Source organism: Streptomyces sp. NBC_00122 (genome assembly GCF_045160845.1).
GTDB lineage: Bacteria > Actinomycetota > Actinomycetes > Streptomycetales > Streptomycetaceae > Streptomyces.
Genome location: NZ_CP108191.1, coordinates 655,001 through 679,371 on the forward strand (window position 1 = coordinate 655,001; position 24,371 = coordinate 679,371).

Sequence of the window (24,371 nt, forward strand, 5' to 3'; positions counted from 1 at the left end):
CCGACGCGCCACAACGTCCTCGCTGTGTTGTTGCCTGCAAGTGCTCCACGAGGAAGCCTCACAGGTCTTTTTCAAAGGAACCTCATCCACCGAAGTGGACGGGGTATCAACTTCTGGCGTTGATTTTTGGCACGCTGTTGAGTTCTCAAGGAACGGACGCTTCCTTTGTACTCACCCTCAGTATCAATTACTGGGGCTTTCCTCCGGGCTTTCGTTCTGTGTTCTTGCGTTTTCGATTCTATCAGACTCTTTCGTGTCCGACTTCCTCGGCGCTTTCCAGGTTTGCGCTTTCGCGCTTTCCCTTTCCGGCGATTCCGACTCTATCAGCGATTCCCTGTCTCTCTGACCACTCACCGCATTACCGAAGGGCATGGGAAAAGCAATCGAGATCAAGATCGGAACTGAAGAGGAGGAGTCCCGTCCATCAGACGTTCGCGAGATGTTCACACGGGGCGTCCTGGCGGGAGTCTCGACAGTACAGGCCTGCTGGTGCCCAAGCAAATCGATTCAGGCGTATGGTCTAGTCCACCGGTCTAGTCCACTAGTCTCCGTGCCTAAGGACCAGCCCGGATCAGGACAAGCATCGGGCGAACCCGAACATCCCGTGACATATCCTGCTGAAGAGTACGCCGTTCGCGACAGGTAGTGACGGCGACGCGAGCAGCCCCACCCCTGGGAGGCCCCCATGACCAGCGTGACGTCCCCACTTGCCGGGCGCGCCATCGGACTCGCGGCAGTGCCCGATCCGGTGTTCTCCGGCGCGATGGTGGGACCGGGCACCGCTATTGATCCCGTGCGCGAGCCCTCGGAGGCGGTGTCCCCCGTCGACGGTGTGATCGTCTCCCTGCACCCGCACGCGTACGTAGTAGTCGACGGCGAAGGCCACGGTGTGCTCACGCACCTGGGGATCGACACCGTTCAGCTGAACGGCGAGGGCTTCGAGCTGCTCGTCAACAAGGGCGACACCGTGACCCGTGGTCAGGCCGTCATCCGTTGGAACCCGGCCGCGGTCGAGGCCGCGGGCAAGTCCCCCATCTGTCCCGTCGTGGCGCTCGAAGCAACTGCCGACTCCCTCTCCGCCGTCGTCGAGTCCGGGGACGTAAAGGCTGACGACGCTCTCTTCAGCTGGCAGTGAAGCCCTCCGCCTGCACGGGCGAGTCGGACATCCACCGCGGCGGCTGGGGCCGCCGCTCAATCGGAGACGGGTGAAATGGAGACAACGCTGCGAGGCGTCGGCGTGAGCCACGGGGTGGCTATCGGCGAAGTCCGGCATATGGGTACGGCGGTTCTCGAGCCGCCGGCCAGGCAGATCACCGCGGACGAGGCGGAGCGCGAACAGGGGCGCGCCCGCAAGGCCGTGGAGGCTGTATCGGCCGACCTGACCGCGCGCGGCCAGCTGGCGGGCGGCGAGGCCCAGCACGTTCTCGAGGCCCAGGCGATGATCGCCACGGACCCCGAGCTGATGGCGGACGTCGACCGGCGGATCGCCGTCGGCAGCACCGCCGAGCGCGGTATCTACGACGCGTTCGCCTCCTACCGTGACCTGCTCGCGGGGGCCGGCGAGTACATGGCCGGCCGGGTGGCCGACCTGGACGACGTACGGAACCGCATCGTGGCGCGCCTGCTTGGCGTTCCGATGCCGGGTGTGCCCGACAGCGACGAGCCGTACGTGCTGATCGCGCGGGACCTTGCACCCGCCGACACCGCTCTGCTCGACCCGACCCTGGTCCTCGGCTTCGTCACCGAGGAAGGAGGCCCGACAAGCCACAGTGCGATCCTCGCGCGGGCGCTGGGCGTCCCGGCGATCGTGGCGCTGCCGGGGGCGGGTGAGATCGCCGAGGGTACGATCATCGCCGTCGACGGCAGCACGGGTGACCTGTTCGTCGAGCCGAGCGACGAGAAGCGGGCCGAGCTGGAGGCCGCGGCCGCCGAGCGCAAGGCCGCTCTCGCCGCGTCGTCCGGTCCGGGCGCGACCTCCGACGGTCACAAGGTGCCGCTTCTGGCCAATGTCGGCGGTCCGGCGGACGTGCCGACTGCCGTGGAGGCCGGGGCGGAGGGTGTGGGCCTGTTCCGCACCGAGTTCCTGTTCTTGGACGACAGCAAGAAGGCTCCGTCCGAGGAGAAGCAGATCGAGTCCTACCGCAAGGTGCTCGAAGCCTTCCCCGAGGGCCGTGTCGTCGTACGCGTCCTGGACGCCGGCGCGGACAAGCCGCTGGACTTCCTGACCCCCGCCGACGAGCCGAACCCGGCACTGGGTGTCCGTGGTCTGCGCTCGCTGCTCGACCACCCGGATGTACTGCGTACGCAGCTCACCGCGCTGGCCAAGGCCGCCGAGGGGCTGCCCGTCTACCTCGAGGTCATGGCCCCGATGGTGGCGGACCGGACCGACGCCAAGGCGTTCGCGGACGCGTGCCGCGCGGCCGGGCTGAAGGCGAAGTTCGGCGCCATGGTGGAGATCCCCTCCGCCGCGCTCCGGGCGCGCTCGATCCTCCAGGAGGTCGAGTTCCTGTCGTTGGGCACCAACGACCTCGCCCAGTACGCTTTCGCCGCCGACCGTCAGGTCGGTGCGGTGTCGCGGCTGCAGGACCCTTGGCAGCCGGCACTGCTCGACCTGATCGCCATGTCGGCCGATGCCGCCAGGGCGGAGGGCAAGAGCTGTGGTGTCTGTGGCGAGGCCGCTTCGGACCCGCTGCTGGCCTGTGTGCTGACGGGTCTGGGCGTCACCTCTCTGTCGATGGGTGCCGCTTCCATTCCGTACGTGCGGGCGACGCTCGCCAAGTACACCCTGGCGCAGTGCGAGCGCGCCGCAGCCGCGGCGCGTGCGTGCGACAGCGCGGACGAGGCCCGCGTGGCCGCCCAGGCGGTGCTCTCCGGCGAGTAGCCGCGGAGCGCGGACCGTGTTCGATCGAGGGGCCTTCGCCGGTGGCGAGGGCCCCTCGACCGTTCTGCCGCGCTCCCCTTCCTTCACACTCCCTCTTTAGCGCTCCCCTCTTTCAGTGGTGTGGGCCCGGGCCGTCCACCTCGTAGCCCGGGCAGTATTCGACGCCCGGTTCCGGGGCGACGGGCTCCCCGGTGTCGGCGTCCGTGCAGTAGGCGTTGAACACGGCCGCGGCCGAGAGCACGGCGAGGCGGCCGCGGTCCAGGCGCCAGCCGTGGACCCGGTCCCCGTGGTCCTCGGTGGTGCTGCGCAGTACCAGTCCCCCGGGGCCGCCGAGGGCGAGCCCGGCGGCCAGCACGGTCACGAAGTCGAGGCCGTCACGACCCTCCATCCGGGGCGGCACCCCGGGGTCGGTGCCGGTCTCGGCGTGCAGGACGGCGACGAGCTGTTCCGTCTCCGTCGGCACGCTGCACACGAGGTGGTGCCGACCGGGTCCGGCGCCGGCCATGAGCCGTCGGAGCACGGCCGTGGCGCGCTCGAAAGAGGCTTGGCCGATGTCCTCGCCGCAGTCCGCGCAGCTGCCGACGCCGGCGAGGAGCGCCGTCGCGTATTCCCAGGTGGCCTGCCGGACGGCCTCGTCCACGAGGAGCGGGACGAGTTCGTCGATGGGCCGGCCGGCATGGGGCAGGCCTGCGCCCGTGCCCGCCAGTTCCGCGGTGAACAGGGTGCGGGCCTCGGCGGTGTCAGGGTCGAGGCCGTGCTCCGCGACGTATTCGGCGTACTCCTCGGGATCGAAGAGTACGACGGTGGTGTGGATGCCCTCGGCCGCGAGGGACCGGAGCAGCCCGTCGACGTGGCGGAGGTAGTCCTGGTGGTCGTCGAACACGAAGCTGCGGTAGGCGCGCATGGCCGCGAAGTCCCCGGCGTCGGCCAGGAGGCCGATGGTGCCGGGGACCTCGCGGCGCAGCCTGCGGCGCCGGTCGGTGCCGCTGTTCCTCGCGGTCCGGGCGGTCCGGGTGGACCGAGTGGTCCGAGTGGTCCGCGAGGTCCCGGCGGTGCTGTTCGTCCTGGTGGTGTCTTTCTTCCGTGGCATGGCTCCCCCTGAGTGGCACGGCGATCACTTGCTCACTCAGAGTAATCAGAGCCACTGACAGTGGGCTCAGCCGCGGGTGCGGGTGCGGGCCAGCTCCTCGTAGAAGTAGAGGAGGTCGAGGTTGTCGACGGAGCCCGGGTTGACCGCCTTGGCCAGAGGCGCGCCCTGCAGGAGGCGCTTGACCGGGACCTCGATGCGCTTGCCGGTGAGCGTGTGTGGGATAGCCGGGACCTCGATGACCTCGTCGGGGACGTGGCGCGGGGAGAGCTCGTCGCGGATGGTCGCCTTGATCTTGGCGCGGAGGTCGTCGTCGAGGGCGGCGCCGGGCGCGAGGTGGACGAAGAGCGGCATCCAGTAGCCGCCGTTCGGCTCCTCCAGGCCGATGACCAGGGATTCCTTGATCTCAGGGAGGCGCTCGACGGCCTCGTAGATGTCGGCGGAGCCCATCCGGACGCCCTGGCGGTTCAGGGTGGAGTCGGAGCGGCCGTGGATGATCACCGAGCCGTGGTCGGTGATGGTGATCCAGTCCCCGTGGCGCCAGACGCCCGGGAACATCTCGAAGTAGCTCTCGCGGTAGCGGCTGCCGTCGGGGTCGTTCCAGAACCGGACCGGCATGGACGGCATGGGGTTGGTGACGACGAGTTCGCCGACCTCGCCGACGACGGGCTTGCCTGACGGGTCCCAGGCCTGGAGGTCCGTGCCGAGACAGGCTGCCTGGAGCTCGCCGATGTGGACGGGGAGGGTGGGGACGGCGCCGGCGAAGCAGCTGCAGACGTCGGTGCCGCCGCTGACGGAGGCGATCCACAGGTCCTCGGCGACCTCGTCGTGCAGCCAGCGGAAGCCGTCGGGCGGGAGCGGGGAGCCGGTGGTCGCCACGCACTTGACGGCGGAGAGGTCGAAGTCGCGGGACGGGTGGACCTCGGCCTTGCGGCAGGCCATGACGTACGCGGCGGAGGTGCCGTAGAGGGTGGCCCCGGTCCGCTCGGCGATGCGCCACTGGGCGCCGGTGTCGGGATAGCCGGGACTGCCGTCGTACAGGACGACGGTGGTGCCGGTGAGCAGGCCGGAGACGAGGAAGTTCCACATCATCCAGCCGGTGGAGGTGTACCAGAAGAACCGGTCCTCCGGGCCGAGGTCGCAGTGCAGGCCGAGCTGCTTGAGGTGTTCGAGGAGGATGCCGCCCTGGGACTGGACGATGGCCTTGGGCAGGCCGGTCGTGCCGGAGGAGTACAGGACCCAGAGGGGGTGGTCGAAGGGGACCGCCTCGAAAACGGGCTCGGTGTCCGCGGAGGTCAGGTCCGACCAGGCCAGGGCTCCCTCCGGGGCCTCCGTACCCAGCAGCGGGATGTGGACGACGGCGCGCAGCGAAGGCAGCTCGGCGCGGAGCTCGGCTACGGTGTCGCGGCGGTCGTGCTGCTTGCCGCCGTAGCGGTAGCCGTCCACGGCGAACAGGATGACCGGCTCGACCTGCTGGAAGCGGTCGAGGACGCTGCGGGCGCCGAAGTCGGGGGCGCAGGAGGTCCAGACCCCGCCGACGGCGGCTGTGGCGAGGAGGGCGACGACGGACTCGGGGATGTTGGGGAGGTAGCCGCTGACCCGGTCGCCGGGGCGCACGCCGAGGGCGCGCAGTTCGGCGGCGAGGGAGCCGACCTGGCGGCGGAGGCCGGCCCAGGTGACGGGGGTGGCCTCGTGGGTCTCGTCCACGTACAGCAGGGCGGCGTCGTCGGCGCGGGCCGGGTCCTCGGCGGCGCGCAGGGCGTGCTCGGCGTAGTTGAGGGTGGATCCGGCGAACCAGTGCGCGCCGGGCATGGAGCGGTCGGCGAGGACGGACTGGTACGGGGTGGTGAAGCGGACGTCGAACCACTCGGCGACGGCCTGCCAGAAGGTGTCGAGCTCATCGACGGACCAGGCGTGCAGGGCGGGGTAGCCGCCCTCGACCGGGGCTCCGAAGCGCTCCGCCGCCCAGGCTTGGAAGGCGGTGATCCGGGCCGCGGCGATCCGGTCGGGGCCCGGGGCCCAGAGGGGTTCCGGCTGCGTGGCTGAGGTCATGGGTCGGCTCCCGGTCAAGTCTGCGGCTCGCGCTTCGTGTGCGTACGGTGCCATCGCGCGGGGGGTGGGTGCGCGGCGGCTCACTGGGACGATGCCATGTGATCGACGTCCGCACCAGGGCTGCCCCGGGTGGCCGGGCGAGATCACTTCAAGGGTGAACGGCAGTTGAACGCAGCCCCTTGGGCCGGAGGCCGGTGGCAGGGTGAGCGGCATGAACGGTCGTGATCTGGTGCGTGCGGTGAAGGACATCGGTACGGAGCGCGGACGGCGCGCCTGGCTCTCGTCGTGGCGCCACCGGCGCGCGGACGCGGTGGGGCTCGCGCGCCGGGGCGCTGAGCGGGCGCGGGTGCCGGGGCTGCTGACCGGTACGGAGCCGCGGCCGGGCGGGGGTGTGCTGCGGTTCGCGCGGTCGGAGCTGCTGGTACGGGTCACCGTGGGCGGGGCGGTGTTCTGGGGCTGGGACGGGGCCGGGCCGACTCCCTCGTACGCGGTGGTGGGCACGGGGCCGGAGCCGGATCCGCGGGCGGTGCTGGAGCCGGACACCGAAGGTGGCTGGCGGGTGGTGTCGGAGCGGGTGACGGTGGCGGTGTCCCGGACCGGGGCGGTGGAGGTGCGCACGCCGGGCGGGACCGTCCTGCGGCGTGAGCTGCCGCCGCGGTGGTGGGAGCCGGTGGACGCCGCCGACGGCGACGGGGCGGGGGCGCGGTGGCTGCAGCGGGGCGAGGTGGCGGCGGACGCGCGGTTCTTCGGGCTGGGCGGGCGGGCCGCGGGCCCGAGGCTGCGGGACGGGGTGTACCGGCTGTGGAACACGGACCCGAAGGGCGGCTTCGGGCCGGGTGACGATCCGCTGTACCTGACGATGCCGGTGCAGATGGTGGTGGCGGACGCGGGGACGCACCTGGTGTTCCACGACAACTCGTGGGAAGGCCGGGTGGTGTTGCGCGAGGGCGAGGAGGGCGCCGGTTCGGGGGTGGACCGTCCGGGGGCGAGCGAACTGCGCATGGAGGGCGGGCCGCTCAGGTGCTGGGTGCTGGTGGGGACGCCGGCGCGGGTGCTGCAGGGCTGGTCGGGGCTGACGGGTGCGGCGGCGGTGCCGCCGGAGTGGGCGCTGGGGTACCAGCACGCGCGGTGGGGGTTCGGGAGCGCGGCGGAGGTGCGCCGGGTGGTCGGGGGCTACGCCTCGCGCGGGCTCGCGCTGTCGGCCGTACACCTGGACATCGACCACTACGACGGGCACCGGGTGTTCACGGTGGACGAGGAGCGGTTCCCCGATCTGCCGGGACTGGCAAGGGAGTTGGGGGAGCGGGGGGTGCGGCTCGTCTCGATCGTGGATCCGGCGGTGAAGACGGGGGACGCGGTGCACGCGTCGGGGCGCGCGGTGGGGGCGGGCGGTGCGTTCATACGGGACGCGGCGGGCCGGGAGGTGCGCGGCGAGGTCTGGCCGGGCGAGTGCGTGTACCCGGACTTCACGGATCCGGCGGTGCGGGAGTGGTGGGGCGGGCTGTACGAGGAGCGCCTCGGGCAGGGCTTCGCCGGTTTCTGGCACGACATGAACGAGCCGGTGTCCTTCACCCCCTTCGGGGACGCCACGCTGCCGCGGTCGGCGCGGCACGCGATGGACGGCGCGGGCGGCGACCACCGGGCGGGGCACAACGTGTACGGGCTCGGGATGGCGCGGGCGGGGTGGGAGGGGCTGGTCCGGTTACGGCCCGCCGAGCGGCCGTTCCTGTTCTCCCGGTCGGGGTGGGCGGGCATGCAGAGGTACGGGGGCACGTGGTCGGGGGACGTGGAGACGAGCTGGGAGGGGCTGCGGGCCTCGCTGGCGCTGGTGCTGGGGCTCGGCCTGTGCGGGGTGCCGTACTCGGGCCCGGACGTCGGCGGCTTCGGCGGGTCCCCCTCCCCCGAGCTGTACCTGCGGTGGCTGCAGCTGGGTGCGTACCTGCCGCTGTTCCGGACCCATTCGGCGATCTGGGCGGGGCGGCGGGAGCCGTGGGAGTTCGGGCCCGAGGTGGAGGAGCGGGCGCGCGACCTGCTCGCGGAGCGGGAGCGGCTGCGGCCGTACTTCGTGACGCTGGCCCACCTGGCGCGGCGGACGGGGGCGCCGTACGTGCGGCCGCTGTGGTGGGGCGCTCCGGAGGAGCGGCGGCTGCGGGACTGCGAGGACGCGTTCCTGCTGGGCGACGCGCTGCTGGTCGCCCCGGTGCTGGAGTGCGGGGCGGACCGGCGGGCGGTACGGCTGCCGCGGGGGCGCTGGTACGACACCGTGACCGGTGAGGCGTACGAGGGCCCGGGCCAGATCCTGCTGGACGCGCCGCCGGGACGGATCCCGGTGCTGGCGCGGGCGGGGGCGGTGCTGCCGGTGCGGTCCGCGGCGGGTGACGGCGGGGTGACCCTGGAGGTCTGGGCTCCGGCGCGGGGCCGCACGGGCGGCGGGGTGGTGATCCGGGACCCGGGTCCGGGCTTCGAGCCGGGCGCCGTGGAGCGGTACACCGTGCGGTGGGCCGGGGAGGCGGTGGTGGTGGAGTCGGAGACGGGAGATGCGGTCGAGGGCGTCGTCGTACGGGGTCTCGACGCGGCTCAGCAGGTGTAGCGGCCCGCGAACCAGGCGGAGGCGGCCCGGGTGTGGAGGGGGAAGGCCAGTTCGGTCGGGGTGCGCAGGATGTGCCACCCCGTGGTCTCGTCCGTCGGTGTCGAGGCGGGCAGGCCTGCGGCGGGGCGGAGCGGGAGGAGGCCGAAGATCAGAAGGTGGCCGGCCGGGGAGCTGAGGGTGTCGGCCAGGGTGACCTCCGAGGCGGGGGCCTTGATTCCGGTCTCTTCGCGGAGTTCGCGGACGACGGCGTCGCGCCAGTCCTCGCCGAAGTCGATGAAGCCGCCGGGCAGGGCGATGCCGCCGAGGGCGGGGGCGATGGCGCGGGTGATGACGACGAGGCCGGTGCCCTTCTCGTCTTCGACCGGGAGGAGGGCGACGGCCACCGGGAGCGGGTTGCGGTAGGCGGTGGCTCCGCACGCCTCGCAGGTGCGGGGCCAGTCGGTCGTGGCGTAGCGCGTTCCGCAGGTGGAGCAGTGCGAGTCCCTCAGCTGTTCCGGCATCCCGCGATGGTATGCCAAGGGGCCGGCCGCGGAGGGGTTGCGGCGGGCGCAGCGGGGGCTGCCGCGGCGCGGCTATTCGCGGCGGGTGTACGACTGTTGTCGGCCGCGGCGGGCGGTCGAACGGTTCGTGCGGTGGGCCCGGGGGCCTGACGGCCCGGATGGCCTGGAGGCCAAGGCGGAGTTCTACCCGCACGTGGAGCGGAGCCGGCTGTTCGTCGATCCGCGCTCCCACACCGGCGATCCCCCGGATCTCGGGCGGGGCCCGCACGGGCCGCGAGGTGCTGAGGCGCGCGCTCGGTGAGCAGGGATTCGTCAACCTGCCCGAGGAATGGTGGCACTTCACCTTCAGGCCCGAGGCTTTTCCCGACACGTATTTCGACTTCCCCGTCGCTGTCGCCGCCGTCCGGCCGTGAGTACCGTGCCCGCATGACTTTCAGCTCGTACGAGGAATTCTGGCCGTACTACGTCGCGATGCACTCGCGCGCCGCCACCCGCTGGATCCATCTCGCCGGCACGCTCACCGGGCTCGCGGTGACCGGCTACGGGCTGGCGCGCGGCCGCAGGCGCTATCTCGCCGCGCTCCCGCTCATCGGGTACGGGACGGCGTGGCCGGCGCACTTCCTGATCGAGGGGAACAATCCGGCGACCTTCGGGAATCCGGGGTGGTCGCTGCGCGGGGACGCGCAGATGATCCGGATGATGCTGGCCGGCCGGGACGCGGAGCTGGGCGAGATCGCGCGGAAGTGGCTCGCCGAGAACCGGTGACCCGGTAGCCCGCCCGTGGCAGACTCCTGACGATGCGTCAGTTTCTGTAGGGGAGGGGTCTTGGCACTCACACGTACACCCGTCGTGCGCGGGTGGTTCACCGAAAGCGCCGCGGACGGCGGTTTCCGGCTGCTCGGTACCCGGTGTTCGGCCTGCACCGCGGTGTTCTTCCCGCGCGAGGACGCCTACTGCCGCAACCCGCACTGCCCCGGCGGCGGCGAGCTCGCCGAGGTGCCGCTGTCCCGGCGCGGGCGGGTCTGGTCCTACACCGACGGGCGCTACCGGCCGCCCGCGCCGTACGTGTCCGACCCCGCCGCGCCCTGGGAGCCGTACACCCTGGTCGCGGTGGAGCTGGAGGCCGAGGGGATGGTGGTGCTGGGGCAGGCGGCGCCCGGTGTGGGCGTCGGCGACCTGGCGGTCGGGATGGAGGTCGAGGTGGTGGGCGGTGTGCTGAACGAGGATGCGGACACCGGGACCGCCTGGACCACCTGGCGGTTCAAGCCGGTCGGAGGTGCGGCGTGAGCGCGGACATCGCCGTCCTCGGGGCGGGCATGCACGCCTGGGGCAAGTGGGGCCGCAGTTTCGTCGAGTACGGGAGGGCCGCCGCGCGGGCGGCGCTGGCGGACGCCCGACTGGACTGGTCGGACGTGGGGTCGATCGTCGGCGCCGACACCGTGCGCTCCGGCTACCCGGGCTACGTGGCCGGCGCCACCTTCGCCCGGGCGCTGGGCTGGCAGGGCGCCCGGGTGACCAGCGTGTACGCGGCCTGCGCCTCCGGCGCCCAGGCGATCGGGACCGCCCGGGCGCAGATCCTGGCCGGCCTGGCGGACGTGGTCCTGGTGGTGGGCGCGGACGCGGCGCCCAAGGGTTTCTTCGCGCCGGCGGGCGGCGACCGGCCGGACGATCCGGACTGGCTGCGCTTCCGCGTGCTGGGCGCCACCAATCCGGCGTACTTCGCGCTGTACGCCCGCCGCCGGATGGCCGTGTACGGGGACACACCGGAGGACTTCGCCCAGGTCAAGGTGAAGAACGCGGCCGCCGGGGCGCTCAACCCGAACGCCCGCTACCGCAACACGGTCACCGCGGAGGAGGTCGCCGCGTCGGCGGTGGTCGCCGATCCGCTCCGGCTGCTCGACATCTGCGCCACCTCCGACGGGGGCGCCGCCCTGGTGCTGACCAGCATGGACTTCGCGCGCTCGCGCGGGATCGCGGACCCGGTGCGGATCCGGGCCGTGTCGACGGTGACGCCCACGTATCCGCGTACGGTGCTGGACCTCCCGGACATCGCCACGGACTCGGCGGTGGCCGTCCGCCCCGCGGCGGGCTCCTTCCGGGCTTCGATCGCGCGCGCCGCGTACGAGGAGGCGGGCCTCGGCCCGGACGACGTCTCCCTCGCCGAGGTGTACGACCTGTCCACCGCTCTGGAGCTGGAGTGGTACGAGGACATCGGACTGTGCGGGGAGGGCGAGGGGGCCAAGCTCGTCCGGGAGGGGGCGACGGCGCTGGGCGGGCGGGTTCCCGTCAACACGAGCGGGGGGCTGGCCTCCTTCGGGGAGGCGGTTCCGGCACAGGCCATCGCACAGGTGTGCGAGCTGACGTGGCAGCTGCGCGGTACGGCCGGGGACCGGCAGGTGCCGGGGGCCCGGGCCGGGATCACCGCGAACCAGGGCCTGTTCGGCCACGGGTCGGCCGTCGTCGCCGTGCGCTGAGCGGGCGTTCCCGTGGGTGTCGCCGACGGCTGTTTCCGGAGGTTTTGCCGGCGGGTGTGCCGGCGGGCGTGCCGGAACGCTTGACGGCCCCCGGTGGCGGGTTCACACTCGCTCCACAGTCCGGCACCGCTTCCGGGACACCCGAATCCCCCCGTGAGAGCTGCGGCCCGTACCCCAGTCGGCGGGGGTACGGGCCGCCTCCGTGTCAGGCCCCGGCCGTCAGGCTCCGGCGCCGCGCCCGTGCCAGGGACATCGCGTGTTCCACGACCCCGACGAGCACGTCCTTCACGGACTCCCGGTCCCGCGCGTCGCAGAGCAGCACCGGCACCCCGGCGTCGAGGTCGAGCGCTTCCCGTACGGTCACCACGGGGTGCCGGTCCGCGCCGTCGAAGCAGTTCACGGCGACGACGAACGGGAGCTCACGCCGCTCGAAGTAGTCGATGGCGGCGAAGCAGTCGGCGAGGCGGCGGGTGTCCGCGAGGACGACGGCGCCGAGCGAGCCCTGGGCCAGCTCGTCCCACAGGAACCAGAACCGGTCCTGCCCGGGCGTGCCGAACAGGTACAGGACCAGGTCCTCGCGCAGCGTGATGCGCCCGAAGTCCATGGCCACGGTCGTGGTGTTCTTGCCCTCCACTCCCCCGGTGTCGTCGATGGCGGCGCCCGGCTCCGAGAGGAGTTCCTCGGTCCGCAGCGGTCTGATCTCGCTTACCGCACTGACCAGGGTGGTTTTGCCCACCCCGAAGCCGCCCGCGACCAGGATCTTCAAGGTCAGCGGCTCGACCGGTGACACGGCATGCATGGCACCGGTGCGGCTAGAGCGCCCGAAGGCCATCGATCACCTCACGCAGAATGGATTCATCGGGCAGTTCGGCCGGCGGTACCGGCCGGGTCACATGGACCAGTTCCTCGTCGGTCAGGTCGCCGATCAGGACCCGTACGACGCCGACCGCGAGGTCGAGTTCCGCCGCGAGTTCGGCGACCGACTGCGGCCGGTCCCGGCACAGCCCGAGGATGTGGGCGTGTTCCGGGGACAGCGTCAGGTCCCAGACCGGGTCGTCGGCGGCCGGTTCGGCGACGACGAGCGCGATCAGGTCGAGCCGGTGCTGGCCCGCGTGGCTGGTCCGGCCGCGGGTCATGGCGTACGGACGCACGACGGGACCCGCGTCGTCGTCGAACCAGTGCGCGTGGCCGAGGGCGGGGTCCTGGTCCCCGGCCGGCGTGCGGGTGGGGCGGTCCTGGCCTGAATCGCTCATGCCGTCCGTCTCACCCTCCGGCTGGCAGCCCGGTGCGCGGGGCGATGGCCAGGTGGTCGCCGACTCGCTTGACCATCAGGGTCATCTCGTACGCGACCTGCCCGACGTCGGAGTCGGCGTCGGCGAGCACGGCCAGGCAGCTGCCGTCACCGGCCGCCATGACGAACAGGAACGCCTCGTCGAGCTCGACCACCGTCTGGCGGACCGTGCCGGAGTCGAAGTGCCGCCCGACTCCCTTGGCCAGGCTGTGGAAACCGGAGGCCACGGCCGCCAGGTGCTCGCTGTCCTCGCGGGTCAGGTCCTTGGAGCTGCCGGTGGGCAGGCCGTCGCCCGAAAGGACCACCGCCTTGCGGATGGAACCGACCTTGTCGACGAGCTCGTCGAGGAGCCAGTTGAGCGGGCCGGAGCCGCGGCCCCTGGTGTCGTTTCCGGACTGCGGTGCGGTCATCGACCGTCCCCTTCGTTCTCGTATCCCGGACCGGTGGCGGCGGAGGTGCCTGCATCGGTCTCGGACTGCTGCTGAGCGTGCTGCTTGCGGCCCGCCGTCCAGCCTCGCTGGAGTGCGGACATGCGCGTGCGTACGTCCTCGGCGTCGCGGTCCGCCATCGGGGCGGTGGCCGCGGTGTCGGAGGCGGCGGCCCGGGTGTTCTTGAGCTGCGGGGCCAGGCTGGCCTGGCGCACCCGGCGCGGGAGCCCGGCGCTCGCGGCGCCGGGTGTTGCGGGTGCGCCGGGCCCACCGGGTGCGGGCGCCGGTGCGGGCTGCGGGACCACGGACACCGGGCGCGGCGCCACGCGGCGGCCGTGCTCGGCGACCAGGGTCGGGGTGGGACGGCGGCGCGGCAGCGGGACGGCTCCCGGGGAGCGGGGTCCGTCGGGGCGGAGGGTCTCCGCGCGCTGGGTGTCGAGCCGGACCGGGCCGGTGGGGGGCGGCGTCTCGCGGTCGCCCGGGCGACCGTCGGCCCGCTCCGCGTGCAGGGCGGCGTGGCGGTCCCGGTCCCGGTGCCGGTCGGTGTGCGGGCCGTCCGCCGGGCGCAGCCCCAGCAGGGCGCTGCGCGGGGTGCCGCTCGGCGGGGTCTCGTCGTCCAGGGTGGCCATGGCCGGACGGGCGCCCGCGCCGGACGGGGCGGCGGGCTCCGTGTCGAGGCCGTCCACCGCGTCGAGGCCGAGGACGTCGATCGGGGCTTCCAGTTCGACCGGGCCTCGCAGTTCGGGGGCCGGCAGCGAGCGGCCGGAGCCGGCGGGGGCCCGCTCGACGGCGGCGGGCACGGACCGCGCGGACGGGATCCTGCCGGACCGCCCGGCCTTGCCGGCCGCGTCGAGCCGGATGCCCGTGCCGTTGGTGTCGGGCGCGTCGGTCAGCAGGGCCGCGGGGAGGAAGACCACCGCGGTGGTGCCCCCGTACGGGCTGGGCTGGAGGACGACCTTGACGCTGTGGCGCTGTGCGAGGCGGCTGACGACGAACAGGCCGAGGCGGTCGGTGTCGGAGAGTTCGAAGTCGGGTGTCTCGGCGAGCCGGAGGTTCGCGTCGAGCAGTGCTTCGGGGTTCATGCCGAGGCCGCGGTCGTGGATCTCCAGGGTGAAGCCGTTGGCGACGCGTTCGCCGAGCACCTGGACCGCGGTGTGCGGCGGCGAGAACACGGTGGCGTTCTCCAGGAGTTCGGCGACGAGGTGGGTGACGTCGGCGACGGCGGGGCCGGCGATGCCCAGGCGCGGGAGCCGGCGCACCTCGATGCGCTCGTAGTCCTCGACCTCGGCGACCGCGGCCCGTACGACGTCCATCAGCTGGACGGGCTTGCGCCACTGGCGGGAGGGCGCGGCGCCGGACAGGATCACCAGGCCTTCGGCGTGGCGGCGCATGCGGGTGGTCATGTGGTCGAGGCGGAAGAGGTCGGCGAGCTCCTCGGTGTCCTCGGTGCGGCGCTCCATGGTGTCGAGGAGGGTCAGCTGGCGGTGCAGGAGCACCTGGTTGCGGCGGGCGAGGTTGACGAAGACCTCGGAGACGCCGCGGCGCAGCTCGGCCTGCTTGACGGCGGCCTCGACGGCGGCGCGCTGGAGGGAGTTGAGGGCCTGGCCGACCTGGCCGACCTCGTCCTTCTCGTACTCCAGGTGGGGCGCCTCGGTCTCCACGTCCACCTGCTCGCCCGCGGCGAGGCGGCGCATCACGCTCGGCAGCCGGACGCCGGAGGCCTCGTGGGCCTCCTTGCGGAGCCGGGACAGGTCGCGGACCAGGTCGCGGCCGATGCGGACGGAGAGGAACAGGGAGAAGGCGAGGGCGATGAAGCCGAGGACGCCGGCGACGGCTGCCTGCACCAGGACGTCCATGGCGACGGGTTCGACGCGCTTTTGGTAGCGGTCGCCGGCGTCGGTGCCCATGACGGCGAGCTCGTCGAGGACCTTGGTCGCGGCCTCGTCCCACTGGGCGGCCGTGACGCGCGGGTTCTTGCCCGCGCCGCCGGCGAGGAAGCGCTCCTCCGCGTCGCGCAGCGACTTGGTCTCGGCGGCGCCCCAGTAGTGCTCGAAGCGCTCGCGGTCGGCGGCCGGGAGGTTCGCGAGGTTGAAGTCGTAGAGCAGGGTGCGGTTGGCGGCGAAGTCGGAGACGTGGCGCAGGTCGGCGGCGCTGATGTTCCGCGCGGCGAGCGCGGAGGCGATGACGGCGTCCTCGCGGGAGAGTGTCTCGCGGGCGCGGGTGATGCCGACGAGGGCGCGGCCCTGCTTGTCCATGTCGACGTTCTCCAGCGCGTGGAGATTCATGAGGAACTCGTAGCAGGGGTCGACGAGTCGGCTGTAGAGGTCCAGCGCCTGGCTCGGGTCGAGGGTGTTCTCGTCGACCGAGCGGCGGAGGGCTCCGATGCCGTGCAAGGCGCCCAGGATGGTCCGCAGGCGCTGGGCGCCCTGCGGGCTCAGCTCTTCGATGACCTCGGGGTCGCGGGCGTTCGCGCCCATCTTCTCGACGATCTCGTCGGTGGCGGCGCGGCGCTTGGCGAGCTCCGTGGTGGCGGTGGAGGCACGGGGGTCGCCGATGACGACGAGGGTCTGGCGGCGTTCCTTCTGGATGACGCGGACGACGTCCTCGATGGGATAGCCCACCTTGTCGATGACGTAGGCGACGTCGAGGAGTTGGACGGCCTCGCGGCCGGTGATGACCGTCGCGAAGCCCCAGAGGGCGGTCAGGGAGACGAGCGGCACAAGGAGCAACGCCACGATCTTCCGGCGGATGGACTTCCCGCGAAAGCGCATGGCCTCCCCAGCCTCCCCCAGCTCAACCCCGTTGTCGGGGGGTTCGGTGTTCCGTCATTTAAACGGCGTGAGCCTACTACTGCCCGGGGGCGGCTTCGAAGGCGTGTCCGGACATTTTCGGCCGGACCCCTGGCCGAAGATCGGGAGTTGTCCGATACTTCCGGTCAAGTGCGGCCCGATATGTGGCAGATGACACTTGGTGAGGCGTCAGTTCCCGCAATTGGATGGATGGCTGGAATTATTCGTTCCGCGCTCAACGGGTCCGGTGGTGACGGTGTCCGTGAAGCGGGAATCTCTCGGCGGCGCCGTACGTCTTCTGTTCGGGGGACACGTCGGGGTGGGCGTGGCCGGGTAGGCATGGCGGGGTAGGCGTTGCGGGGTAGGCGTTGCGGACCGCGCGGTGGGGAGTGAGCGGACCATGAACGGATATGTGGGCGGCGACGCGCACGACGGTGGCGCAGGTGCGGGTACGAGTGCCGGGGGTGCCGGCGGCGCGGGCGGCCGTGGGCTGTGGGTCGAGGAGCCGGCCCGACGGCGGAGGATGCCGGATCCGGTGCGGACGTCGGCGGTGCGGGCGGTGCTGATCGTGGCCGTGACACTGACGCAGGCGACGGTCACCTTCTTCCTCACGCTGACCAGCTCGTGGCTGGCCTTCCCGATGGCGCTCGGCGCGGTCGCGGGCACGATCGTGGCCACCTGGGGCGTGCTGGACGTATGGATCACCCGGCAGACCTGGAACCAGCGGTACGGGGTGGTCTCGGAGCCGAGCAGCACGGCCCGCAGCCGCCGCCGGGAGGCCCGCCGGGCCGCCGAGGCCGCCCGTGCGGCCCGCAAGGCCGCCCCGGCGCGAATACCCCGCGAGGACGGCCCCCTCGCGGCGTTCGGCCGCCGCTGACCGCGCACCCGGCGGCCGGCGGATCCCGCCCGGCCGCCGGGACCGTCCTGGCGGCCCCGGACCGCCTCGCGGGCGGAGTCCGGGGCGGCGGGGCTCAGCTTCGGCGGAACATGCGGGTGGCCGTGATCTCGCCGTGGATGGTCTCCGCCTCCGGGGACTGCTGCGGCAGGCCCGGGCGCAGGTGTTCCTCCACGCTGATGTACTTCAGGCCCGCCCTCAGGTCCGCGTCGTTGCGCAGGCGGATGACCAGCGGGAACTCGGCGAGCGCCGTGGTGTCGAACAGGCCCGTGGTGTACAGCAGCTGGACACCGAGCGCGTCGGAGACGGCCCGCTGGAGCTCCAGCAGGTACGTGGCGTTCGCGCGGCCGATCGGGTTGTCGAGGAACAGCGTGCCCGCGTGGCGGTGCTTGTCCCGTCCGCGGTCATTGCTGCGCAGCGCCGCCATCGTGCAGTACAGCGCGATCGCGGCGGTCAGCAGCTGCCCGCCGGAGAACACGTCCCCCATCTGCCCGACCGGCACGCGCTCGGCGCGCAGCACCGCGTCCGGCTTCAGGATCTCCACGGAGATGCCCTTGGGTTCGAGGGCTGCCTGGACACCTCGCAGCAGCAGCGACATGCCGTCGCGGCGGCCCTCGCCGAAGGAGGCGTTGCTGTTCTTCTTCACGGCCGCGCGGGTGGCCTCGTCGATGACCTCGCCGAGCCGCTCGGTGAGCGTGGCCTGGTCCGGCTCCTCGAAGCGGATCCGCAGGAACTCCTGCCCCGACCACTCCCCCAGCCCTTCCGGCAGCTGGGACAGGCGCTGGGCCGAGCGGAGTGTGGCCAGGGCCGATTCCACGAGGCCGCGCAGGCGGTCGACGATGCTGTCGCGGTTGCGCTCCAGCTGCGCCAGTTCGTCGGTGAGGACGCGCAGCCGCGGCGCGAAGGCCGTGGCCCAGGCCGCGGCGTGCTCGGGCAGGGCGGAGGCGGGCAGTTCGCGGATCTGCTGCCGCGCGGGGGTGCGTACCTGCTCGTACCGGTTGGAGTTGGCGTGCCGGACCAGGATGTCGCTCGCCTCGCGCACCGCGGCCTCGGCGGCCGAGAGGTCGGCCGCGCAGCCGCGCAGGGAGCGGCGGGCCTCCGTGGCGGACTGGCGGGCCTCCTCCAGGGAGCCCGGGTGGGGCACCGGCTCCTGCTCGTCGTCGGCGTGCGTGTGGTCACGCAGGAGGTCGCGCAGCATGGCCGCGGTCTCGTCGAAACCGCCGGCGCCGTCCTCGGCGGTGCGGTGGGCCCGCAGCAGGTCCGCGTGGGCGGCCCGGGCGCTCTCCACCGCGGCGGTGTGGGCGGCGAGCTGCGCGGTGGCCGTACGCAGCAGGCCCTGTGCCCGCTCGACGTCCTGGGGGATGAGCTCCTCGGGCAGTTCGGTGTGCGCCTCGCCCTCGGCGGGGGCGTGGCGTTCGGCCTCGCCGCGCAGCCGTCCGAGCTGCTCACTCGCGTGGGAGGCCCGGGTCTCCAGCATCTGGACGAGGGACTCGGCGCGTGCAGCGGCCGCCTGCCGGGAGGGGCCGTCGGCTCCGTCGGTGCTTTCGAGGAGCTGGGCGGCGCGGGTGCGGACCTTGTTGGTGAGGCGGTCGAGTTCGGCGAGGGCGGCGCTCTCGTCGCTCTCGGCGCGGGCCTGTTCGGCACGCAGGTCGGCGCCGACGCCGACCTTCTCGTAGAGCTGGGACGCGGCGCGGTAGGCCTCGCGGAGGTCGGGGAGCGGCGCCTTGACCGTCCCGTCGTCCTCGGGGAGGGGCTCGGGGGCGCCGGCGATCTCGGCACGCTCGGCCCGCAGGGCGCGGGCGGTGCGGCGGGCGTCGTCGGCTGCCCGCTGGGCGGCGCGGCGGTCCTCGTCGGCGGCGCGGGCCCGGTCCAGGCAGACCTCGGCGCGGGCTTCGGACTCGGCGGCCTCGTCGGCGAGCTGACGCAGGCGGGCCTGCCAGCCGGCGCGCTCGCGCAGGCGGAAGGCGAGCCCGGCGAGGGCGTCGGCGACCCGGCGGGCCCGCTGCGCGGTGTCCTGGCGCTCGTCGCGGACCCGGGCCGCGTCGGCGGCGGCCTCGTCGGCCTCCGCCCGTACGGTCCGGGCCTCCGCGAGCTCGGCGTCGGCCTCCTCGGCGAACGCCCGGGCGGCCGCGGCCTGCTGCGCCAGCTCGGCGAGGCGGCCGGCCGGGCAGCCGGTGCGCCAGGAGGCGAGCCGGGCGGCGAGCTCGCGGTCCCCGGCGAGGCGCGCGGCGAGGTCGCGGATCTCGGTGTCCCGGGCGGTGGCGCGGGTGCGCAGCGCCTGGCGCTCCTCGTCGGCGGCGTGCTCGTCGTGCATGGCCGGGTTCGGCGGTACGAGGAACACCGCGTCGTCGTCGGTCTGCGGGACGGGGGCCAGCAGGGCGGCGGCCGTTCCGACGGCGACGGTGGAGCGGGGCAGCAGGGCGGCGCCGGAGAGGACCTCGCGGGCGCGGGTGTGGGTGTCGGGGTCCGTGATGACGACGCCGTCGACGAGTTCGGGGCGGGCGGCGAGGACGGCCGCGTGGTCGGCGGGGTCCACGGACTGCGCGAGGTAGCGCCAGCCGGGGAGGGCGGGGATGCCGTGTTCGCCGAGGTACTCGACGGTGGCGAGGACGTCGGGGCCGGGCGGCAGCAGTCCGCCGTCGCCGAGGGCGCCGAGGATGCGGGCGTCGTCGGCGGCGGCGGTGCGCAGCTCGAACAGCTGGCGTTCGGCCGCCGCGACTCCGTCGGTCAGCAGGTGGTGGAGGTCCTCCGCGTTCCGGTCGAGGTCCTCGGCGGTGAGCCGTCCGGCGGCGGAGCCGTGGTCCTGGGCCGTGCCCGGGTCGCCGGATCGGTCCTGGTGCCCTTCCGGGTGCCCGTCCGGGCGGGAGGCCTCGCCCCGGGGCCCGGGAAGGCCCGGGGCCTGGGCGGGGGTGTCCGGGAGGCCCAGGAGGTCGGCCAGGCGCGGGGAGCCGGCGAGGGAGGCCGCGGCGCGGTGTTCCGCGTCGTGGGAGGCGTCGGCCCCGTCGGCGGCGTCCGCGGCGCGGGCGGCGGTGAGTTCGGCGCGGGATTCCGTGGCGGCCGCCTCACGGGCGGCGTCGGCTGCGGCGCGGGCGGCCTCCCGGGACTCGTCCCAGGCGGCGACCGCGGTCTTCTCGGCGTCGGTGGCCGCGAGGGCGGCGCGGGCCGGGTCGGCGTCGGGCGCGGAGTCGTCGAGCCAGCCGGCCCGGACGGCTTCGGCGGTCTCCTGCTGGACCTCGCCGAGGCGCGAGCGCAGGTGCTCGGCCTCGCTGCGCGCCCGCTGCGCGGCCGTGGCGGCGGCGGTCGCGTCCCGGTGGGCGGCCTCGCCGATGGCCTGCAGCCCGGCGGAACGCTCCTCCTCCTCGTTGGCGACCCGCTCGCCGTGCTCGGCGGCGGTGTGCAGGGCCCGTACGAGCTCGGCGGCGGCCGTGGCGCGCGCGGCCAGCGCCGGGGCGGCGTCCCGCTCGGCCTCCAGGATCGCGGCGGCGACCCGGGCGGAGCGGTCGGCGGCGGCGCGGTGGCGCAGTACGTTCTCGGCGGCCTGCCAGGCGGAGTGCAGCGTGCGCGCTTCGAGGAGTTCGCGGCGCTGGGCGGCGGCGGCCTTGTCGGCGACGGTCAGGGCCAGCGAGGCGTGCCGGTAGGCAAGTTCGGCGGAGACCGCGGCGCTGCGGGCGCGCGCGGACTCGGCGGCGGTGACCTGGTGGGCGGCGCCGGTGACGCGCTGCGCGAGGTCGGCGGCCCGGCCGCGTTCCTCGGTGGCGCGGGCGGACAGCCGCCGGGCGAGGGTGCGCGTACGGCGTTCGGCGCCCGCGTGGACGTCGCGCAGCCGGGAGCGGGTCCCGGCGGCCTCCACGATCTTGGTGAGCAGGTCCACCGAACCGGCGGTGAAGTCCCGCTCGGCCATCAGCTCGGCGCGGCGGCCGAGCTTGTTGCCGAAGCCGTGGACCAGGTCGGCGAGGCCGTCCGTGTCACGGGTGTCGGTGACGGCGCGCAGCAGGAGGTCGGTGAAATCGGAGTCCTTCTTGACCGCGAAGAGACCCGCGGCCTCGCCCTCGTCGGCGTTCATCTCGCGCTGGTAGCGGAAGAGCTCGGGGTCGAGGCCGAGTTCGGTGAGGTGCTCGTTCCAGCGGTCGTGGATCTCCTCGAAGTAGACCTCCAGGTGCGGGTACGCCTTGCCGGACTCGGTGAGGGCGTCGCGGAAGCCCTTCATGGTGCGGCGGCGGCCCTGGGCTCCGGAGGCGCCTTCGACGGGCGGGCGGACCGCGGTGGCCTCGGCGACGGGGAGGTTGTCCAGGCTCAGGCCCGGGCCGGGGCGGAAGGAGTACCAGGCCTCGGCGAACTTGCGCGGGTCGTTGGAGACCTGGCGGCCGCGCCATTCGCTGACTTTGCCGACGACCACGCATTCGCCGGTCTGGGTGTGCTGCCACTCCAGGGCCACGTGGCCGCAGTCGTCGGCGAGCAGGAACTTGCGCAGCACGCCGGAGCTGGCGCCGCCGAGGGTGTTGCGGTGGCCGGGGAGCATCACCGAGAAGATCAGCTTGAGGAGGACGGACTTGCCGCCGCCGTTCTCCAGGAAGAGCACGCCGGCGGGCGCGGGGCGGCGCGGCGGGCCGGTGGGCTCGTCCTCGAAGAACTCCGCCTGGGCCGGCGCCGGGTGGGGCACCGGCTCGCCGACTCCGCGCAGGTCGAGCACGGTGTCGGCGTAGCGCGCGCCGGCGGGCCCGATGGAGTAGAGGCGGATCCGGGACAGCTCGTACATGGCGGCGGACTCTCGTGGTCTTTCGTAGGTCGTACGGGGACGGGGACGGGATGGCTGGCTCAGGCGTGGAAGGGCAGGCCGGCGTCGGCGGCGAGCTCCAGGTCGTCGCCCTCGGGCGGCGGCAGGAGGGTGGCGGAGCCGTCGCTGACGGGGACCACGCCCAGTTCCAGGAGCTCGGCCATGGCCGCGCTGCCCGCCATGTCGCGGACCTGGAGCTGGTAGCGGGGGGTGGTGCGGTAGGTGCCGCCGGCGTCGTCGCCGGTGCGCTGGAGGAAGCCGGACTCGGTGAGGAAGGCGGCGGCCTTGCCGACGATGCCGGTGGTGGACCCGGCGAGGCGGCGGGCGTCCTTGGTGGCGCCGGTCGCGCTGCGGCGGGCGTAGACCCGCCAGGCGGCCTCCAGGCCGGGGGCGTCGGAGGCGGGGTCGGTGTTCTCGCCGAGCTCCTCGGCACGCTCCTCCAGGCGGCGGCAGGTCTGCCGGACGAAGGCGTCGACGCCGTTCACCGTGATGCGGCCGATGTAGCCGTCGTCGGCCAGGTCCTCGGGGCGGGGGAAGGCGAGGGCGGCGACGGCGAGGTGCGCGAGGCCGTGCAGGAAGCGGTCGGCGGAGTCGGCGGCCGTGCGGCGGGCGTAGTCGCCCATGCGGACGGCGAAGACGGAGTCCTCCCCGGCGGCCACGGCCATGCCGGCGCGCGGGGACACCTCCAGCACGACGAGGCCGAGGCCGGTGGCGACGGCGTCGGCGAGGCGGCCGAAGGCGGGGTCCTCGCGGTAGCGGCGCAGCAGCTCGGCGTACTCGGCGTCACGGGCGGGGAGCAGCTTGGGCTGCAGCCCGAAGGCGACGAGCCGGGCCGCGTCGGCGGCGTCGGCGGGGGTCACCGCGGCGGTGGGGGCGAGCGCGACGGGAGCCGACGGCGCCGGCTCGCTCCACGCGGTGTGCTCGGCGTGGTGGTCGCTCACGGGTGGGTCTCCTCGGCGGTGCGGGTGCTGCGGGTTCGGGTGGTGTGGGGTGCGGCGGTGTCGACGGCGGGCCCCCGCACCCCGGGGCGGCGTCGCCACGCCCCGGCGGCGGCCGCCGTTGCCCGCGCGGTGAGGGCGGGCGGCCGGCTCATGCCGCCTCCGCGCGGTCCGCGGCCATGCCGGCCGCGTCGAGCAGCGCGGTGCCGACGATCAGGTCCGCGCCGCCGAACTCGGGATCGTCGAGCTGCGTGCCGTCGTCCACCGCGAAGAGCAGCCGCTCCTCGCCCTGGCGGTATGCCGTGCCGACGGCCGGGCTCGCCGCGTGGACGGCCAGCAGGGCCACCAGGTACGGCAGGTCCGGGTCGCTGCGGCGGGCCTCGGCGAGGAGGCCGGACAGCCGGCGCGGGGCGTCGTGCGGCAGGTCCAGGAGCTCCATCGCGGCGGCGAGCTGCTCCTCGCTGAAGCGGCTGTCGTCCGGTGTCGCGATGAGGTCCGGTTCGGGCATCTCCGCGCCGAGGTGCTCCCGCTCCACGGGCGGGGTGAGCAGGATGTCGACCAGGTCCCCCACGCGCACCGAGACCGGCGTGCGCAGACCCGCGCCGGAGGCGAAGAAGGCGTCCGTCACCCGCCTCGCCTGTTCCAGCGGCAGCGGCAGCAGCGGGGCCACCAGCTGCCCGTACAGATCGATGCCGGAGCGCCGCGCGGGCGCGGCGAAGGCCTGGCGGTCCTGCTCGGCGCGGAAGAGCGGTCCGGCGTCCAGGAGCCGGGACTGGAGCTGGGTGTGGCGGCGGATGCAGTCCTTTACGATGTCGACGAGCTCGGCCGCGCGCCGCTTGTTCTCCGGCTCCTCCGCCTCGTCCCGCGCCTTGCGGATGTTGGTGAGGATCGCGTTCTCGTGGCGGTAGCGGTCGGCGACGTGGTCGAGGGCCTCCGCGATCATGTCGGGGACGGCCTGGAGCCAGTCCACCGCCCGCACGTTGCGCCGCGTCGCGTCGAGCGTGCGGCGCAGGGTCTCCGCGTACTGGACGGTGCGGTAGCGGGCCTGTTCGGCGGCGAGCTGGGCGTCCGCCAGCCGGCCCCGGCTGATCAGCACCTCCAGCTTGACCTCGGCCGCGATCTGGGCGCTGGTGACGTCGGTGTCGAGGGCGCCGACCAGGACGTTGACAGCCTCGTCGGTGGTGCGCAGGTAGACCGCGCCGCCGTAGCCGGGGACCTCTTCGATCAGCTTGAAGTCGTAGTCGCGCCGGACGTAGACCCCGTCCGGGCCGAAGGTGCCGTAGATCGCGCGGAAGCCGCGGTCCACGCTGCCGACGTTGATCAGGTTCTCCAGCACCCAGCGGGCGACGCGCTCGTGCTCGGCCGCCGGGCGGGCCGGGGCCTGGGCGGCGACGCGCGGCATCAGCCTGGCCACTATCTGCTCGTGGTCGGCGCCGGTGTCGAAGTCCATGTTCAGCGTGACCAGGTCGATCGCGGCCAGCGCGACCTCCGCCATCGCGTAGACCCCGTACTCGCCCGCCAGATTGGCTTTGCGTACGTCGAGGTCGTGCAGCGGGGCGGTGCAGGCGAGGGCGCGCAGCCGCCGGGCCAGGCCCTCGTCGGCGGCCGGGCCCGGCGCCGGGGACGGAAGGGTCTTCGCCGGGGCTGGGAGAGTCACGGACAAAGACTAGGC

18 protein-coding genes and 1 pseudogene are annotated in these 24,371 nt (G+C 73.7%); 8 read left to right on the plus strand and 11 right to left on the minus strand.

The features are described from left to right. Positions 1 to 685 precede the first annotated feature (685 nt). Both OG737_RS03070 and ptsP read left to right on the plus strand, forming a co-directional pair. On the plus strand, positions 686 to 1,135 hold the full coding sequence (locus tag OG737_RS03070; protein WP_328924579.1) for a PTS glucose transporter subunit IIA: 450 nt from the start codon (positions 686 to 688) through the stop codon (positions 1,133 to 1,135). A 75-nt stretch (positions 1,136 to 1,210) separates the two neighbouring features. After that, positions 1,211 to 2,881 carry a phosphoenolpyruvate--protein phosphotransferase gene (gene ptsP / locus OG737_RS03075; protein ID WP_405921159.1) on the plus strand — a complete coding sequence of 557 codons (1,671 nt, stop codon included), beginning with the start codon at positions 1,211 to 1,213 and terminating at the stop codon, positions 2,879 to 2,881. A gap of 112 nt (positions 2,882 to 2,993) precedes the next feature. Here ptsP and OG737_RS03080 read toward each other — a convergent pair whose 3' ends face one another. After that, a complete protein-coding gene (locus tag OG737_RS03080; RefSeq protein ID WP_405921160.1) occupies positions 2,994 to 3,971 on the minus strand; it encodes a hypothetical protein in 978 nt (325 codons plus the stop codon). A 66-nt stretch (positions 3,972 to 4,037) separates the two neighbouring features. Continuing rightward, the gene (locus OG737_RS03085) at positions 4,038 to 6,020 is read right to left on the minus strand and encodes an acetoacetate--CoA ligase (RefSeq protein ID WP_405680287.1); all 1,983 of its coding nucleotides are present in this window, start codon (positions 6,018 to 6,020) and stop codon (positions 4,038 to 4,040) included. A gap of 211 nt (positions 6,021 to 6,231) precedes the next feature. Between OG737_RS03085 and OG737_RS03090 the strand changes: the two genes are divergently transcribed. Beyond that, positions 6,232 to 8,610 carry a glycoside hydrolase family 31 protein gene (locus OG737_RS03090; protein WP_328924583.1) on the plus strand — a complete coding sequence of 793 codons (2,379 nt, stop codon included), beginning with the start codon at positions 6,232 to 6,234 and terminating at the stop codon, positions 8,608 to 8,610. Here OG737_RS03090 and OG737_RS03095 read toward each other — a convergent pair. Further along, positions 8,598 to 9,110, minus strand: a complete 513-nt coding sequence (locus OG737_RS03095) for an NUDIX domain-containing protein (RefSeq protein WP_405680286.1) — start codon at positions 9,108 to 9,110, stop codon at positions 8,598 to 8,600. The two genes, OG737_RS03090 and OG737_RS03095, sit on opposite strands and share 13 nt — an antisense overlap. A 22-nt stretch (positions 9,111 to 9,132) precedes the next feature. Between OG737_RS03095 and OG737_RS03100 the strand changes: the two are divergent. The 4 genes and pseudogenes from OG737_RS03100 to OG737_RS03115 all read left to right on the plus strand — a co-directional run. Beyond that, positions 9,133 to 9,523, plus strand: a pseudogene (locus tag OG737_RS03100) (M15 family metallopeptidase); the annotation flags it as partial. Between the two features lie 13 nt (positions 9,524 to 9,536). Beyond that, positions 9,537 to 9,875: a DUF962 domain-containing protein gene (locus OG737_RS03105; protein WP_328924585.1), complete on the plus strand. Its 339-nt coding sequence runs from the start codon at positions 9,537 to 9,539 to the stop codon at positions 9,873 to 9,875. 60 nt (positions 9,876 to 9,935) lie between these two features. Then, positions 9,936 to 10,397, plus strand: a complete 462-nt coding sequence (locus OG737_RS03110) for a Zn-ribbon domain-containing OB-fold protein (protein WP_405680284.1) — start codon at positions 9,936 to 9,938, stop codon at positions 10,395 to 10,397. Next, on the plus strand, positions 10,394 to 11,584 hold the full coding sequence (locus OG737_RS03115) for a lipid-transfer protein (RefSeq protein ID WP_405680282.1): 1,191 nt from the start codon (positions 10,394 to 10,396) through the stop codon (positions 11,582 to 11,584). The genes OG737_RS03110 and OG737_RS03115 overlap by 4 nt, the downstream gene beginning before the upstream one ends. 205 nt (positions 11,585 to 11,789) lie before the next feature. Here OG737_RS03115 and OG737_RS03120 read toward each other — a convergent pair whose 3' ends face one another. Genes OG737_RS03120 through OG737_RS03135 form a run of 4 tightly spaced genes read right to left on the minus strand, consistent with a single transcriptional unit; the run spans position 11,790 to position 16,074 of the window. Further along, positions 11,790 to 12,416, minus strand: coding sequence for an ATP/GTP-binding protein (locus OG737_RS03120; protein ID WP_388568946.1), 627 nt, complete (start codon positions 12,414 to 12,416; stop codon positions 11,790 to 11,792). Next, complete coding sequence (locus tag OG737_RS03125) at positions 12,397 to 12,837, minus strand: DUF742 domain-containing protein (RefSeq protein WP_328924588.1); 441 nt, start codon at positions 12,835 to 12,837, stop codon at positions 12,397 to 12,399. Before OG737_RS03125 ends, OG737_RS03120 begins: the two co-directional genes overlap by 20 nt. A gap of 10 nt (positions 12,838 to 12,847) precedes the next feature. Continuing rightward, positions 12,848 to 13,285 carry a roadblock/LC7 domain-containing protein gene (locus OG737_RS03130; RefSeq protein WP_328924589.1) on the minus strand — a complete coding sequence of 146 codons (438 nt, stop codon included), beginning with the start codon at positions 13,283 to 13,285 and terminating at the stop codon, positions 12,848 to 12,850. Beyond that, entirely contained in the window at positions 13,282 to 16,074 is a 2,793-nt protein-coding gene (locus tag OG737_RS03135; RefSeq protein ID WP_405680281.1) for a nitrate- and nitrite sensing domain-containing protein, read from the minus strand. The genes OG737_RS03130 and OG737_RS03135 overlap by 4 nt, the downstream gene beginning before the upstream one ends. Before the next feature lie 418 nt (positions 16,075 to 16,492). On the opposite strand from OG737_RS03135, the gene OG737_RS03140 reads away from it, so the two are divergent. Further along, entirely contained in the window at positions 16,493 to 16,969 is a 477-nt protein-coding gene (locus OG737_RS03140) for a hypothetical protein (RefSeq protein ID WP_328924591.1), read from the plus strand. A gap of 94 nt (positions 16,970 to 17,063) precedes the next feature. On the opposite strand, the gene OG737_RS03145 is transcribed toward OG737_RS03140, so the two are convergent. From OG737_RS03145 to OG737_RS03160, 4 genes are read right to left on the minus strand one after another with little or no spacing between them, the layout of a single operon-like run. Then, the gene (locus tag OG737_RS03145; RefSeq protein WP_405921161.1) at positions 17,064 to 21,743 is read right to left on the minus strand and encodes a hypothetical protein; all 4,680 of its coding nucleotides are present in this window, start codon (positions 21,741 to 21,743) and stop codon (positions 17,064 to 17,066) included. A 59-nt stretch (positions 21,744 to 21,802) separates the two neighbouring features. Next, positions 21,803 to 22,702 carry a hypothetical protein gene (locus tag OG737_RS03150; RefSeq protein WP_328924593.1) on the minus strand — a complete coding sequence of 300 codons (900 nt, stop codon included), beginning with the start codon at positions 22,700 to 22,702 and terminating at the stop codon, positions 21,803 to 21,805. Further along, positions 22,699 to 22,854: a hypothetical protein gene (locus tag OG737_RS03155; protein ID WP_328924594.1), complete on the minus strand. Its 156-nt coding sequence runs from the start codon at positions 22,852 to 22,854 to the stop codon at positions 22,699 to 22,701. The genes OG737_RS03150 and OG737_RS03155 overlap by 4 nt, the downstream gene beginning before the upstream one ends. After that, positions 22,851 to 24,356 (minus strand): hypothetical protein, encoded by a 1,506-nt coding sequence (locus OG737_RS03160; RefSeq protein ID WP_328924595.1) that lies wholly within the window; start codon positions 24,354 to 24,356, stop codon positions 22,851 to 22,853. Before OG737_RS03160 ends, OG737_RS03155 begins: the two co-directional genes overlap by 4 nt. Between the last annotated feature and the right edge of the window lie 15 nt (positions 24,357 to 24,371).